The 15,258-nt window shown below is 71.1% G+C and carries 10 protein-coding genes; 3 read left to right on the plus strand and 7 right to left on the minus strand.

From position 1 onward, the window contains the following. Nucleotides 1–23: 23 nt before the first annotated feature. The 6 genes from IE252_RS31580 to IE252_RS31605 form a co-directional block, all read right to left on the minus strand. Nucleotides 24–4,301 carry a polymorphic toxin-type HINT domain-containing protein gene (locus IE252_RS31580; RefSeq protein ID WP_190092856.1) on the minus strand — a complete coding sequence of 1,426 codons (4,278 nt, stop codon included), beginning with the start codon at nucleotides 4,299–4,301 and terminating at the stop codon, nucleotides 24–26. A gap of 272 nt (nucleotides 4,302–4,573) precedes the next feature. Further along, complete coding sequence (locus IE252_RS31585) at nucleotides 4,574–5,677, minus strand: ALF repeat-containing protein (RefSeq protein WP_229848907.1); 1,104 nt, start codon at nucleotides 5,675–5,677, stop codon at nucleotides 4,574–4,576. Between the two features lie 8 nt (nucleotides 5,678–5,685). Then, nucleotides 5,686–6,315, minus strand: coding sequence for an RICIN domain-containing protein (locus tag IE252_RS31590; protein WP_190092858.1), 630 nt, complete (start codon nucleotides 6,313–6,315; stop codon nucleotides 5,686–5,688). A gap of 71 nt (nucleotides 6,316–6,386) precedes the next feature. Beyond that, the gene (locus tag IE252_RS31595) at nucleotides 6,387–6,944 is read right to left on the minus strand and encodes an RICIN domain-containing protein (RefSeq protein WP_190092859.1); all 558 of its coding nucleotides are present in this window, start codon (nucleotides 6,942–6,944) and stop codon (nucleotides 6,387–6,389) included. Nucleotides 6,945–7,012: 68 nt separating this feature from the next. After that, a complete protein-coding gene (locus tag IE252_RS31600; RefSeq protein ID WP_190092860.1) occupies nucleotides 7,013–8,590 on the minus strand; it encodes an AbfB domain-containing protein in 1,578 nt (525 codons plus the stop codon). Nucleotides 8,591–8,809: 219 nt separating this feature from the next. After that, the gene (locus IE252_RS31605; RefSeq protein WP_190092861.1) at nucleotides 8,810–9,166 is read right to left on the minus strand and encodes an ArsR/SmtB family transcription factor; all 357 of its coding nucleotides are present in this window, start codon (nucleotides 9,164–9,166) and stop codon (nucleotides 8,810–8,812) included. 841 nt (nucleotides 9,167–10,007) lie between these two features. Here IE252_RS31605 and IE252_RS31610 point away from each other — a divergent pair. Then, entirely contained in the window at nucleotides 10,008–10,448 is a 441-nt protein-coding gene (locus IE252_RS31610; RefSeq protein ID WP_190092862.1) for a peptidase inhibitor family I36 protein, read from the plus strand. A gap of 29 nt (nucleotides 10,449–10,477) precedes the next feature. Then, nucleotides 10,478–11,401 (plus strand): hypothetical protein, encoded by a 924-nt coding sequence (locus IE252_RS31615; RefSeq protein WP_190092863.1) that lies wholly within the window; start codon nucleotides 10,478–10,480, stop codon nucleotides 11,399–11,401. A 121-nt stretch (nucleotides 11,402–11,522) separates the two neighbouring features. Here the strand turns inward: IE252_RS31615 and IE252_RS31620 are convergent, their stop codons facing one another. After that, the gene (locus IE252_RS31620; RefSeq protein ID WP_229848908.1) at nucleotides 11,523–13,352 is read right to left on the minus strand and encodes a serine/threonine-protein kinase; all 1,830 of its coding nucleotides are present in this window, start codon (nucleotides 13,350–13,352) and stop codon (nucleotides 11,523–11,525) included. 476 nt (nucleotides 13,353–13,828) lie between these two features. Between IE252_RS31620 and IE252_RS31625 the strand changes: the two genes are divergently transcribed. After that, complete coding sequence (locus tag IE252_RS31625; protein ID WP_190092865.1) at nucleotides 13,829–15,241, plus strand: family 2B encapsulin nanocompartment shell protein; 1,413 nt, start codon at nucleotides 13,829–13,831, stop codon at nucleotides 15,239–15,241. Nucleotides 15,242–15,258: the final 17 nt, after the last annotated feature.

The raw sequence follows: 15,258 nt of genomic DNA on the forward strand, positions 1-15,258 counted from the left end.
GATCGTTCGGGTGATTTTCTTCTCTAGTTCCAGGGGAAGTGGCGGGCGATATCCGCATAGTCCTGGTACTCGCCCGGAATGTGAATGGCACCGCGGGAGGAATCCGGTCCCATTTCACTGCGCTTCTTCGACCTGTCGAAGTTCTTCCACCAGTTCACATGGAATCCCTTCTTGGGGTCGTCCTTGTCCCAGTCGATGCGCCATCCGCTCTTGCCGTCAGGACTCTGCATTCCGACGTAGAGCCGATCCTTCATCGGACCGACCTCGCTCATGTACGGAACAGCATCGTCTCCCAGGCCTGCCAGCTCACGCGCCTTCGTCCGAGCGCCTCCGAAGTCCGCAGCCTCGCTCCATATTTCTTCGCACGGGTTGGCGGAGTTGTGGACGAGGACCGGGGACGGCCCGGCCAGCACATAGTACGTGTGGAGGTCGTCGACCGTGAGGTTGTAGACGGTACGCGTACCCGGCGAGGCATGTGTGGAGACGACCTCCCTCAGCTCACCTCCGGGAGTGCGCAGACGGTCGCCGGCCTTCAGGTCCAGCGCACTGAGCCAGCGATGCCGGTTCTCCACCCAGAACGGGTGGCCCGAGGTGGCCTTGAGCGAGCCGGTCGCGTCCCCGGCCGCGCCGTCGGTGTCGATGGCGATCTCGATGAGGTCGCTCTTGTCGCCGATGATCACGTCGGTGACCGAACGGGTTCCGGTCTTACCGGTGTCGGGGTCGGCGGCCAGCACCTGCTGCCCGATCCGGATGTCTCCGATGGCCTTGCGGGTGCCGTCACCCATCAGCACCAACGTCTCCGGGGTGAAGCTGTTGGGCTTCGCCTTCACCTTGCAGATCGGGACCTTCTCGAGAGCATCCTCAGCCTTCTTGACGAACTTCTTGGCCTTGGCCGATTCGTCCAGGAGCTTGCCGATGCCGGCGAGCCGGTTGATCGCCTTGACGATCTCCGGGAACTTTTCGATGGCCCTGAAGGCCTTGCCCCAGGGGAGGTTGTTGACCAATGCCCAGAAGCACGCCTCGACGTTGCCCTCGCTGACGCACTTCTGGATGTCGTCGAAATCGAAGTACTGCTTGAGGAGCTCTCCGCCGATTTCCACGACGAAGTCGGCGAAGCTCTTGTTCGCCAGCTGGCGCAGCCGCTCGTACTCCTCGGGGGATATCCCTGCGGCTCGGAGTGCCTTCTTCTCCTCGTCGTTCAGCTCGGGGAGGTCACCCTTACTGCTGGCCTCCTTGGCGGCTTCCTCACGGGCCTTGCGCTCGCGCTCCTCCTGGTCCGCCTCCGCCTTCTTGGCGACCTCGTCGGCCTCCTTGGCGTACTTGAGCGCGTTGTCGGCCGCTTCCTTCGCCGACTTGGCGTGGCCCTCGGCGGACTCCGCCAGCTTTCCTGCGGCCTCGGCGTCCTCCTTCGCCCGGGTCGCGGCGCCCTGTGCGGTGGCCGCCTCCTTCTCGGCGAGGTCGGCGGCACCGGCGGCCGCGGCGGCGTGGCGGTCCGCCTCGGCGGCGGCACCCCGGGCACGGGCGGCTTCGGCCTCGGCCTGGTTGGCGGCCTGGCGGGCCGCGGTGGCATCCGCGTACGCCTGGTTGGCCGCCGCGCGGGCGTCCTTGGCGTCCTGCTGCGCCTGGGCGTCGGCCTGGTTGGCACGGGCGGCGGCGGCCCGGGCCTTGGCGCCGTCCGCGGCGGCCTCGGCCGCGGACTTCATCGCCGCCGCGGTCGAGCGGGCGGCGTTCGCGGACGAACGGGCGGCGTCGGCGGCGGCCTTGAAGGCCGGGGCGACCTGGACATTGGCCCGCGTCGCTGCGGCCTCGGCGGCCTCGGCCGCCTTCACGGCCTCCGCTGCCTTGGCCTCGGCCGAGGTGACCTGCTCCTGACCCATCTCCTGGGCGGCGGCGGCCACCGCCGCGGCGAAGTCCGCGTCGATGTCCTTGCCGGAGAACGGCGCGGTCAGCTCGATCGCGGTGTTGGCCGGGTCGGCGATACCGGCCGCGGTGGTGCGGGCGGCGTTGGATGCCTGGACGGCGATACCGGCCTGGAGCCGGGCCATCGCGGCTTCACGGACCGCGCCTTCGGCCTCGGCCTTGGTGCGGTTGGCCGCCTGGAGGGCGTTGTTGGCCTCGACGGCGGCCAGCCCGGCCAGCCGTGCGGCCTCGTGTGCCGCGACGCCGGCCCGCGCTTCCTGCGCGGTGGCCTCGGCGGCCTGGGTGTTGGCGCGCAGCGCGGCCGCGTGGGTGGCGGCGGCCTCGGCCTCGGCGCGGTTCGCGGCCGCGTTGGCGGCGGCGGCCGCCGCCTCGGCCTTGTTCGCCGCGGCGTTGGCGCGTGCCGCGTGCGCGGTGGCTTCCGCTGCCGCCGCCCGTGCACGGGCGGCCGCACCGGCGGCCTGGGTCGCGGCGGTACGTGCCCGGACCGCCGCGCCACTGGCCGTGTCGGCGGCATTCTGTGCCTGACCGGCGGCCGTGTTCGCGGTGTCGGCGTCGGCCCGGGCGGCGGTCGCCGCGGTCTGGGCCTCGACGGAGTAGGCGGTGCCCTTGGCCGCGGCCGCCATCGACGCGGTGGCCTGCGCACGCGACGCCTTGGCGTCGGCGTCCATCCGGGCCTCGCGGGACTTGCGCCACGCCTCCCGGGACGCGGTCTCCATGCCGCGCGCGTTCTCGTCCGCCTTGGCCGCGATGCCTTCCTGCTTCTCGGCGTCCGCCCGGGCCGAGGCCGCGGTGGCCGCGGCGGCCTGGGCGTCCGCGCGTGCCGCGGACGCGGTGCGCGCCTCGGCCTCGGCTCGCGCGCGGGCCGCGGCGGCGAGGTCCCGCTCCTTTTCGGCGCGGGCGCGCGCCTGGGCCGCGAGGTCGCGTTCGCGTTCGGCGATCGCCCGCTGCTCGGCGGCGATCTTCGCCTGGCGCTGTGCCTCGACCCGCGCCTCGCGGGTCTTCTTGGCGTGCTCCCAGGCCTCCTTCTCGGCCTTCTCGGCCGCGATACGGGCCGTCTTGGCGTGGGCGGCCGCATCCGCGGCAATCTTGGCCTGCTTCTCGGCGGCCTCGGCCAGCGTGGCCGCCGCCTTGGCGTGCTGCTCGGCGTTGGCCCGCCACTGCTTGGCCTGCTGCTCGTGCAGTTCGGCCTGATTCTTGGCGTTCAGGCCCTTGGCGTCGGCCTCGGTCGCCTCGATGGCGTGCTGCGCGGTCTGGCTCGCCTTGACCGCCGCGTCGGCGGCCGCCGCGATGCCCGAGGCGACCTCGGACCACTGCGTGCCGTAGGTCAGACCGGTCTCGACGAGAACACCCGCCTGGACCTTGGCCTGCCCGGCCGCGACCTGGGCCGCCTTGGCGGCGCCGGAGGCGATGGTGACCTGGCGGGCGGCTTCGGCCTTGACGCTGTCGTAGGAGGACAGCGTCTTGCCCGCGCGGTCGGCGGACAGCATGCGGTCGGCCTGGCGCGCCTGTCCGGCCGCGGAAGTCATCGCGTTGGACGCTTCCTTGAGGGCCTTGACCGCGTTGCCGTGGGCGGTGATGAGCTTGGTACGGGCCTCGGCGGCGCGGGCGGCCTTCTCGGCCAGGTCACGGAGCTTGTCCGCGGCCTCCTGGGCCTCCTTGAGCGCCTTCTCGTGGGCGGCCCGGTCGTCCGCGTCCTTCTGGGCCGCGATCTGGTAGCCCTTTTCGAGGAACTCGGCGATGACCTTGTCGTCGCCTGTGGCCAGGGCGGCCGCGGCAGCCTTCTTGACCTCGGGGCCGCCGGAGGCGACCAGCATCTCGACGCGCTTGCGCAGCTCCGCCGCGCGCTCCTTGGCGCTCTGGTCGTTCTTCTTGTCCTGTGCGCGGGCGATGTCCGCGCCGAACGCCAGGAAGTCGGCACGAGCCTTGGCGTCGGACTTCAGGGCCCGCTCGACCTCGGCGTTGAACACCGGGCCGCCGGTGCCGCGCATCGCCTCGATGGCCTTGCGGTTCTTGACGTCCGTGCCGTCGCGCTTGTCCTTGGCGCGCTGGCGCGCCTCGGCCTCGCCGTGCTCCAGGAATTCCTTGATCGCGTTCGCGTCGCTGCTCTCCAGCGCCTTCTTCGCGGCCTCGCGGACCTCATCCTCCTCGTCGAACTCGGCGTAGTCCTCGACGAGTTGGCGGTCGCGCTCGGCGCTGAGCCGGTCCAGCTCGGAGCGCGGCGCGGGCGGCGGTGTGGTGCCGGCCTTCGGCAGGGCGGCGGCCGCACGGTCCAGCGTCGCCAGGGCGTTGGTGTACGACGCCTGTTCGGCGCGGGCCGTCGTGGCGGCAGTGGCCTCGGCGGTCGAGCCGCCCAGGATCGCCAGAACCAGCGTCGCGGACAAGGCCCCCGACGCGGCCGCGGTCGCACGGCCTCGTATCCTTCCGGCCTTCGGCCAGAATCTACCCATCACGGGATAAATCCCCCTCGATTGGAGAAACAGAAAACACCCCCCGCCCCAGGCGTCACCGCACTGAGGAGCAGGGAGGACAGGAAAAACGCTGAGAACAAAAGGAGACGCGCGGGAAAGAAGGCGCGTGATCCAGGGAAGCCGCGGGGCGTCCCTGGTGCCGGCCGACTGGTCACACCGGCCGGCACCCGGAACGGATCCGGAGATCAGCCCTTGACGCGGCTCTCCGCATCCCGGGCCCGCTCGAACATGTCCTTCCAGAAGCCGGCCGACGCGGCCGCTCCCGCCTGTTCCTCGGCCCAGGACGTCCCGTTGACCTCGGCGGGATCACCGATGCCCTTCCAGAGCCCGTTCGCGGACTCCTTCGCGGCCTTGGCGATGCTCCGCCAGTTGTCCGCCTGGGCGGCCGCTGCCTCCTGCTCCGCCAGCCACGCCTTCTGCGCGGAACCGGCGTGCTCGGACACCGCCTTCCAGGCGGCCTCCGCCTCGGCGCGGGCCTTCGCGGCGTCGGCGGCGCCCTTGACGGCCTCCTCGGCGGCCGCCGCCTTCGCGATCAGCTGCGACAGCGCGGCGCGCCGGGCCGTCTCGGCGTCGGACACGTGCAGCCGGTACGCCTCCAGGTCCAAGGACCCCCCGGTGGCCCAGCCGTACCCGTAGAACTCAGTGACGTCGGCATCCGTGGCACCCGGACGCAGCGCCCACTGCGCCGTGACCCGCACCTGCTCGCCCGGGGCGTTCCGGGCGAGCGCGGCGACGAACTCCCGGTCCGCGGCCGCGACTTCGAGGCGGTGCTGGACGTCGGCCTCACGGCTTTCCCGGTCACGCTTCTGGGCCTGCGCGTAGCCGGACTTCACGAAGGCGGCGCGGTCGGCGTCCGAGCCCTTCAGCGCCTTCTCCGCAGCCGCGCGCACCACCGGGGAGAACTGCGCGGTGTGCGTGGCCACGACCCGCTCGCAGAAACTCCGGTTCTGCGTACGGGAGTCCTTCAGGCGCTGCTTGGCGTACGCGTAACCGCCGCCGGGAGCGATCCATTCGGCGATCGCCTCGTCCCCCCGGGTGCTGCGCAGCGCGTTCCACGCGGAGACGCGCAGCTCGGCGGGCAGCTTGGAGACTGCGATGCCGTGCACGTAGTCACGCGCGCTCTGCGCGGCGGCGGCCTTCAGCGCCGCCACCGGGTCGGCCGACTGCTCAGCCGCGGCTGCGGTCGGGGGCGCTGCGGCCCACGCCGGTGCCACTCCCGCCGCCAGGACTCCCCCGCCGGTCAGCAGGGCGACCGCCGTGGCCTGCGCGACCCACCACTGACGCCTCACTGCCGGCCTCACTTGGCCTTGACCGGCTTGATCTGCCACAGCTGGGCGTCGGACTGGTTGCAGTACCACGACTGGGCCTTGACGCCGTTCTCCGTCTTGGCGCTGACGATGTCCAGGCAGCGGTCCTCGGTGTGGGCGGGGCGCAGCTGGAAGAGCTTCCTCGCCGGGTCGACGAGCACGGCCTGCCAGCGCATCTGGGCCCCGCCCGTGCACGTCCACTGCTGGACGGCCGCGCCGGCCTTGGTGCCGCTGTTCTCGACTTCGAGGCACTTATTGCCGGTGACGGTCCGCAGCTCGTAGGAGGCGCCGCCCTTGGGGACCATGCGCCACTGCTGGGCGGTGTTGTCGGTGTTGCAGGCCCACTGCTGGGCCGGCAGGCCGTCGTTGATCGCGCCGTTGTTGATTTCCAGGCACTTGCCGCTCGAGGCGACCTGGAGCTGGACGATCGCCTCAGGCAGCTTCGCCCGCGCGGCGGCCTCGTCGATGCTGGCGCGTGCCGTGTTGGCGGCTTCCCTGGCGGCCTTGGCCGCCTTGGCGGCCGCCTCTTCGGCCGTCTCGGCGTGGACGGCGGTCGCGGTGCCGGCCAGGGCGGCGACGCTGGCGGTGATGGCCAGCGTGGCACGGATGATCCGGGACATGGGGTGTTCGGTTTCCTCTCGAAGGTGGGGGGTGCTCAGGCCCGTACGAAAGCCGGTGCCGGGGCCGGTGTTCAGGCCTTGACGGGCTTGATCTGCCACTGCTGGGCCGCGCTGCCGTTGCAGTACCACAGCTGGGCGTTGGCGCCCGCGGTGGTGGCGCCGCCCTTGATGTCGAGGCAGCGGGCCGCGGTCGTGTGCGCGGGGCGCAGCTCGTAGCGGTCGTTGACGACGTCCACGAGGAACGGGCGCCAGCGCATCTGGCCGCCGCCGTTGCACCACCACTGCTGGACGTTGGAGCCGCCCTCGGTGCCGCTGTTCTCCACTTCGAGGCACTTGCCGCTGTGCTTGGGCTTCAGCTCAAGGGTGCCGTCGCCGGTGGGGGCCATCTCGAAGAGCTGGCTGTCGACGCCGTCGGCGCACGGGCTCTGCACCGCGCCTGCGCCGTTGCGCAGGCTGCCCTTGTCGATGCTCAGGCACTGACCGCTGTGCGTCGCCTGCAGCTGCACGGTGGCCACCTCGGGGGCGGCGCTGTTCGTGGTGGTGTCGGCCGCGTGGACGGCGGTGACGGTGCCGGCCAGGGCGGCCAGGCCGGCGGTGGCGGCCAGCGCGCCTCGGATGATCCGGGACATCGGGTGTTCCGTTCTGTTTCGGTTCCGCGAAGGAGTGTCTGCGAAGGAGGGGGACCGGTCGGGCCGGATCAGGGCGCGAGCGGGTTGGCCAGCTTCCAGCTGGCGTCCTGGGCGAAGTCCTTGCCGCCGTCGAAGCGGTTCTTGCCGTCCTTGGCACCCGCGTAGACGTCACCGTCGAGGTGCCGCAGCCAGCGGTCCGGCTGGCTCGCCGACTCGAACGACTTGCCCGAGCCCGCGAGGCCCGGGCGGGCGCACCAGGTGGCGGCCTTGGCGGAGCCGTCGCTTCCGTCGTGCGCGGCGGCGACGACCCGCTGGCCCTTCAGCGTCAGGAAGGAGCCGCGGTCACGGGCCGACTCGAAGGAGTAGCAGTCGGCCTTCTTGGCGAGGGAGGGCACCACGACCCAGGTGGTGTCCTCGCGGTCGGCCTGCTTGCCCTTGGCCGCGACCGGCGCGACGAAGGCCTCGCCGGCGTCCACCTTCGACTGCCGGACGAAGAAGCCGGCCGGCTTGCCGCCTGCGGGCTGCAGCGACTGGCGCATCGCGCGGTACTGGTTCTCCTCCTTGAGGAAGTCGACGACCTGCTCGTCCGTGCCGGCCAGCGCCTTGTTGGCCTTGGCCACGAACCAGGGGTTGACACCGGTCTTCGCCAGGGCGGCCGCGATCTGCTTCAGCCGCAGCTTGTTGGCCTCGGCGATCTGCTTGCGCCGGTTCTCGGCGTCGGTCTTGTACGCCTTCTCCGCGCCGGTGTGGATGAACTCGCGCCAGTCGGCCGCGTTCGGGCTCAGCGCCGCCTTCTGGGCCGCGGCGTACAGCTCGGGGCCGTTGGCGGCGACGGCCTGGCGCAGCAGCTCGCGGATGAAGTTGTCGTCGCCGAGGCTGAGCATGGCCTCGGAGGGCGTGAGGTTGAACAGCGCCGCCGCGCTCTTGCGCGCGGCCAGCTCCTGCCGGCGCTGCGCCTCCTCACGGTTCTTCTCCTCCAGCTCCTTGAGCTCGGCCGCCACATCGCGCTGGTGGGCCTCGCGGGCGCCGTTGGTGATGAACTCGCGCCAGGCGGCCGCGTCACCCGCGAGCGCTGCCGCCGCCGCGGCCTTGACCTGCGGACCGGCGGCCTGGTGCTTCATGACGGCGCGTACGAAGTTGTCGTCGCTCAGCGCCAGCAGCTCGGGGCTGCTGGGGATGCCCACCGCGATGAGCGCCTGCGACTTGGCGAGCCGGTCGGCCCGGGCGGCGGCCTCGCGCTCCTGCTCGCGCTTCTTGTCGGTCGCGTACGCCTCGTGGATGCCGCTGGTGATGAACCGTACGTGGGCCTCCGCGTCGGGGCTGAGCATGGCCTCCTCGGCCGCCATCCGCACCGCTTCGTACTTCTCGCCGCCCTCGCGGGCCTTGCGCCACAGCTCCTGGATGAAGTCCAGGTCGCCGCGCTGGAGCACGTCCCACGTGGCGTCGAGGCCGACGACCGCGGCCGCCTCCACGCGCTGCTTCTCGTCGGTACCGATGGCGGCGGCCGCGGCCACGGCCTCCCCGGGCCTGGCGACGGCGATGCCCGGCGCGGCCACGGCGGCCACGGCGGCCAGAGCGGTGGTGGTGACGACGCCGCGGGTGATGACCCTGCGCATGCGCGCAGAAGTGCTGTCTTGCTTGTCCATGCTGGTTTGGCTTGCCCTCTTCATCACGTAATGCCCCTGTAAGTAAAGGGGAGATGAAGCCGAAGTCTTGAAGAGTCCCCCAATAGGAGTCAAACCGGACTAGTTGGATATGATCTCGTCCAGCACACCCAAAAATTGATTTGCTTTTGCAATTTCATGGTGGGTGATTGACTTTCCCTTTACCTACGGTCGCGTAGGTGCCACGGGCCCGCCCATCCGTCACCCGGCGGTGTCCGCTCCCCGCAGCAGTTCCAGGCCAAGCGGTGTGCAGCTGTGCCAAACGGCCTTGCCCTCGCGCTGGGTGACGATGAGGCGGGCGTCCCGGAGGGCCTTGGCGTGCTCGGAGGCGGAGGACTTGCTGATGCCCAGCTCCTTGGCGATGTCCGAGGTGCTGAGTTCACGCGGGAGCAGATCCAGGATCGCCGCCCGCGTACGGCCCAGCAGGACGCCCAGAGGATCGGCGGGGGCCTCTTCCAGGAGCGGAAGCGGGGTGACGGCCGGATAGATCAGGACGCTCGGCGCGTCCTCGTACAGGGCCACCAGCGGCCTGGACCACAGGACGGACGGCAGCAGCACCAACCCGTGACCCGGCAGGGCGACGTCGAGGGGATCGGGCCGGGGGGAAGACCAGCACCGCCCCCTCCCACCGGCCTCCGGCCGCCAGACCGGCCAGGGTGGTGCGCAGGCCGTCCCTGGCCAGCAGCCGTGTGCGCCAGGCGCGTTCGGCCTGGAAGCCGGCCTCGATACGGCTCCAGGGCGCGTCGATCAGCGCCGAGTGCGCCGCACGCATGGCGCGTTCAAGGGTCTGCCACGCCTCCCGCTCCCCGTCGGCGAGATCCATGATCCACGGGGTGATCGGTCGGCGCGTCGGGCACACCCGGTCGAGCTCCGCCCGTACGCGGGATGCGGGCGTCGCGAGGACCAGCTCGAGTCCGTCGTCGAGCCCTGCGCTGAGCGGGTCGAGGAACAACGGCCCCCGCGCCGTGGGAGGCACCAGACCGAACAGGGCTGTCGCCTCCCGGGGCAGGGCCTCCCGTGCCCTTCGCTGCCAGCGTGAGAACTGCGGCACCGTCGCCCGCTGGACCATCGCCATGGCCAGGCCCAGTTCCATGAGTGGCGCGGGCTCGGCGGCGAACGTCACCCGCAGCAGGTCCTCGGCGGTGAAGCGCAGACGCAGCAAACGTCCTCCCCCATCCGTCGCTCGGGCCGTGCGCACCCGTCAAAGACCGCCCCGCATCCGACAGTTCGGCCACAGCCGAAACCATCGCGTCCCCGATGCCCGGCGCCGAGCATGGAGCGCACCAACACGACCGATGGTTCCGGTGGTCCCTGTAGGACGAAAGGGCGTACCCGGCCACATCGCCGCGCGCGAGAAACCGGTCCACCGGTCACCGCTCGCCGTCTTCCAGGAGGACACGTGAGGAAAAAGCTGGCTGTCTGCATCGGCGCCGCGGTGCTGGGTCTGGGGACCCTCCCCGTGGCCCAGGCTTCCGCTCACACCGCCAAGGCGCCAGGGAGCGAGTCGGGGGCACAAGCCTCCTGCCCCTCCGGATACGCCTGCTTCTGGCCCGGCCAGAACTTCACCGGGAACCGGGGACAGGTGGCCGGGAACAACCCCAACTTCGCCACGTTGCCCAACTCGGCCCACTCCTGCAACGCCGGGTGGGAGGACTGCATCAGCTCCATCCGCAACAGCGGTACGCAGTGCACGGTCTACTTCTACTCGCTGCGGAACTACAGCAAGTCAGGCAGGTGGCACAGCCTGGCCCGCGGTGACGAGGTCGGCAACTTCGGCACGATCTACCACGACGCCGCCTTCGACAACACCATCAGCTCCAACAAGTGGTGCTCCTCGTAGTGCACCGGTCGGCCAGGGGCACGCGCTGCGTGTTGTCGGCCCTGATGCTCCTCACCGTGTCGGCCGGTTGCGCGGGCGCGCAGTCGGCCGACCGGTCGACGACCCCGCCGCCCGAGCGGACGTCGTCACCGGGACGGCTCAGCGGCGCGGCAATCGACCTCGCCACGCACTCCGGGACCTGGCCGACGACCGAGCGCACGCTGATGTCGGCCGAGGTCCGGCTCGTCAGAGCCTGCATGGAGGAGAAGGGATTCCGCTATCCGGCGCCGGATCCTCCCGCACGGCCCGCGCCCGAGGACGAGAAGGCCGCCGTGGAACTGACCGACCGGAGCAGGACCGGATACGGCATCTCCCAGCCCCCGTCACAGGCTCCCGGACCGGGCCCGGCGCCCGTCGACCGCTACTACCGGACCCTGCCGGCGGCCCGGCAGAGAGCCTTCGACCAGGCACTCGACGGACCGCCCGACAAGAAGGTGACCGTGAGCGGGACCGACTGGGGCGAGGTGCGCGTGGCGACCGAGGGCTGCGACGCCGAGAGCCGGTCCCGTCTGGCCGGCAGCCCGGCTCTGTGGGCACGCATCACCTACGTTCCCGAGAGGTACGACAACGAGCTGGGGCGGCGTGTGCCGTCGGCTCCCGCCTATGTGCGGGCCATGGCCGAATGGCGATCCTGCATGGCGGACCGAGGACTTCCGTACCGCAGCCCCGAACAGGCCCAGGACGCCCTGCGAAAAGAGCGGCGAACGGCCGACAGCGCCGAGGCGTTCCGGCACAGGGAGATCGCGGTCGCGGTCGCGGACGGCGCATGCGCGCTACGGGCCCACCTGCCCGCCGTCTCACTGCGCGTGCAACGTGAACTCGTCTCCACGTTGAGCCGCGACGAACAGCACACCCTCACCGAGCTCGCCGCGTACCGCGAGGCGGCGCTACGGCGGGCCCGCACGGTCCTGTGAGGAGTCGGAGCCAAGGGGGCAGGAACCGCTGAACTACGTGGGGAGTTCAGCGGTCCCCGTCACGGTGGGCTCGGCGGCGAGGCGCCGTCGCGATGCAGGTGTCGTACCCACGGCCTCCGAGCTACCTGTTGGCATCGGCGACCGATTCGACGACGTCCTTCGCCGCTGACCTCGCATCCCTCATCGCGCTCGCGTAAGTGGGCGCAGACGCGTTGGCGAAGCCCGTGCCGCTGTCGTAGACCCTGACCACGACGTTCCCCGTACGGACCACGACCGTCGCGTCTTTGTAGCTGTGGTTGTTCGTCTTCGAGTCGGAGGTCATGGCGGTGACCTGATCGCCGATGTCGGACACGCGCACCGTCTTGATGTTCCAGGCGTTGGTGCTGGTCCGGACGTCGGCGATGACGTCCGTGTAGGTGTCCTTGGCGTGCTGCCGGCCGCTGCGTGTGTCGGTGTCGTGGCGCCACAGGGAGACGGAGAGGAAGCGGAAGTGGTCGGTGTCGTCCTTGCCGCTCCAGTAACAGCTGGTGTGGTCGGCCGTGTTGTGCGATCCGGCCGTACCGCTCGTATCTGTCACGCCGGGCAGCAGCCGCTCGAGCGCCCCTGTGGTGAGTGCCTTGCAGGCCTGGGGCGCCCTGGCGAACTCCACGGCGTCGGCCTCCGGGGTCTCCGCCGTGCTCGGCGAGTAGTCGGAGTGCGAGCCCGTCGACTCCTCGCCGAGAGCATCGTCGCCCTGGCCCTTGGAACCCGTCTGCCCCAGGAAGACCGCGAGTGCCGCGATCGCCGAGGTTGCCAGGGCCACCCCCAACGCGACCACCAGCGGCGGTATACGGCGACGGTGTGGCGGCCTTGGCGTGGGAGTGCCGAGGAGCTCGGCACCGGCCGGAGGGGCCGGGACGGGGCCGGACGGTTCCCCGATCTGGGTAGGCGCGTGGTGCAGTGCGGGCGGCGGCGCGGGTGGCGGTGCCGGAGCGGGAACGTTGGGGGGTGCCGCAGGTTTGTCCGGCAGCACCGGGGGTGGCGTCTGAGGCAGGGACGCATCGGTGTGCTCCCGTACGAGCCGGGTGATCCGATCGGGCATCCAACCGGACTCGGTGAGCAGCAGCGCGACATCGGGCGTCTCTTCGCCCTTGCCACAACCACCCACGCTGGTCAGCTGGTTGAGCAGCGCGGCCACGGTGGGGCGGTCGTCGGGCTCTTTGGCCAGGCATGCGGAGACCACAGGGCGCAGCTCGGGTGAGAGCGAATCCAGGCCGGGCTGTTCGTATACGGCACGGAAGTGCAGGGCGTGCGGGGTGCCGGTGCCGAACGGGCCGACCCCGGTGGCCGTATAGGCCAGCAGCGCGCCCAGCGCGAAGATGTCGCTGGCCGGTCCGACCGACCGCCCGGTGAGCTGTTCGGGCGACATGAAACCAGGGGTGCCGATCGTCATGCCGGTATGGGTCAGCGCGCTGTCCTCACCGGCCAGCGAGATACCGAAGTCGATCACCCTCGGGCCGTCGGCGGCGAGAAGCACGTTGGAGGGTTTGAGGTCCCGGTGGACGACCCCCGCCGCGTGGATCGCCTCCAGTGCCTCGGCCAGACCCGCCCCCAGGGCGAGTACCGGCCGCGCCGGCCAGGGGCCGTGCCCGGAGATCGCCTCGTCCAGCGAGACACCCGGTACGTAGACGACGGCCAGCCAGGCGGGGGAACCCTCCGGGTCGGCGTCGACCACGCCTGCGGTGAAGGCGCTGCTGACCCGCCGGGCGGCGGTCACCTCGCGGGCGAAGCGCTGCCGGAATTCGGGTTCGCCGGCCAGTTCCGGACGTACCACCTTCACCGCGACCAGACGCCCGGCGGGTGAGCGCGCCAGGTACACCTGGCCCATGCCGCCGGAGCCGAGTCGCGCCACGATCCGGTAGCGCCCCGCCTGCCGAGGGTCCTGCGGCTCCAAGGTCTCCAGCGCTCCCACCCCTTGCCCCCTGTCCCGGCGCCGCCCGTAACGCCTTCCAGCATCGCGCCGCCCGTTCCGTGGAGCCAGAGCCGAGGATGATCGAACGTGGCTCGAACTATCGCGCTCCGGCGCGTGCGTCCCCGGCACACAACTGCCCCGCGACTGGGGGCGTTTCTGGACGTGAGCCGACCGGCGCAAGGCCTGGGGACCGCCCGACCTGCGCCGCGTCGACCCGGATGCGAAACGCCGCCCCACGGGTCGGCTGCCACCGTGCGCCAAGCGCGCTCGCGTTCGAGCTGTCCGAATACTTTCGACGCCCGGACCAAACGTCATACGGGGCAAGACCACTGCATCGAAGTAACAACATCCGATCTTGCCCTGCGCCGGGCGCACCGGCCCTTTACTGGTCCCCGGGAGCTGACGGGCTCGCTGAGGTCTGCCCTCGTTTCGCCCGCGTGCCCCGAACTACCCCCTCGTGAAGGAGAGCCCGGCGGATGACCATCGAGACCAGCCCGGAATCGGAGCTGGAGCCGGCTCGGCAGCAAAGCCTGGGCACCGCGGCTGCCCGCAACCTGGCCACCACGACCAAGTCCGCACCGCAGATGCAGGAGATCACCTCCCGCTGGCTGCTGCGGATGCTCCCCTGGGTGGAGGCCAAGGGCGGCACCTACCGGGTGAACCGACGGCTGAGCTACACCGTCACCGACGGGTACATCGCCTTCGTCCAGGACGGTCCCGACATCCGGGTCATCCCCCAAGAGCTCGGCGAACTGGCCCTTTTGCGCGGCTTCGAGGACGTCGACGTGCTGACCGCGATCGCCGACCGGTGCGTCCGGCGCGACTTCCGCGCCGGCGAGGTGCTGGTCGAACGCGGCGCCCCCGCCGAGGGGATCAACCTGATCGTCCACGGCCGCATCCGCCAGACCTCCGTCGGCCAGTACGGTGACGAAGTGGGCGTCGGCGTGCTCGCCGACGGCCACCACTTCGGCGAGCAGTCCCTCGTGGGCGCCGACGCCACTTGGGACTCCACCGCCACGGCCGAGACCGCCGGTACGCTGCTCACCCTCTCCCGGGCCGACTTCGACGCCGTACTGTCCAGGGCCCCGAGTCTGCGGGCCCACATCGCGCAGGCCGGCTCGCTGCCCCGCCAGCGCCAGAACCGTTACGGCGAGGCCGAGATCGGGATGTCGGCCGGCCACAAGGGCGAAGCGAGACTGCCGGGCGCCTTCGTCGACTACGAACTCCACCCGCGCGAGTACGAACTCTCCGTCGCACAGACGATCCTGCGGGTCCACACGAGGGTCGCGGACCTCTACAACGGGCCGATGGACCAGACCGAGGAGCAGCTCAGGCTGACCGTCGAGGCGCTGCGCGAGCGCCAGGAGCACGAGCTGATCAACAATCGGGAGTTCGGCCTGCTCCACAACGCCGACTTCAAGCAGCGGATCCAGCCCCACTCCGGCCCGCCCACCCCGGACGACCTCGACGAGCTGCTCTGCCGCCGCCGGGGCACCAAGCTGTTCCTCGCCCACCCCAGGACGATCGCGGCGATCGGGCGCGAGTTCAACGCCCGCGGGATCTATCCGGGCCATGTCGACCTCTACGGGCAGCTGGTCAGGGCGTGGCGGGACGTGCCGATCCTGCCCTGCGACAAGATCCCCATCAGCAAGGAGAGCACCAGCTCGATCCTCGCCATGCGCATCGGCGAGGACAACCAGGGCGTCATCGGGCTGCGCCAGACCGGCCTGCCGGACGAGTACGAGCCGGGGCTCTCGGTGCGCCGCACGGGCATCAACGAGCAGGCGATCATCTCGTACCTGGTCACCGCCTACTACTCCGCCGCGATCCTGGTGCCCAACGCGCTCGGCGTGCTGGAAAACGTGCAGATCTCCCGCTGGGGCGACTAGGGAAGCCGTCCAGCGTC

Origin of the sequence: Streptomyces melanogenes, from assembly GCF_014649795.1 — a bacterium.
GTDB lineage: Bacteria > Actinomycetota > Actinomycetes > Streptomycetales > Streptomycetaceae > Streptomyces > Streptomyces noboritoensis.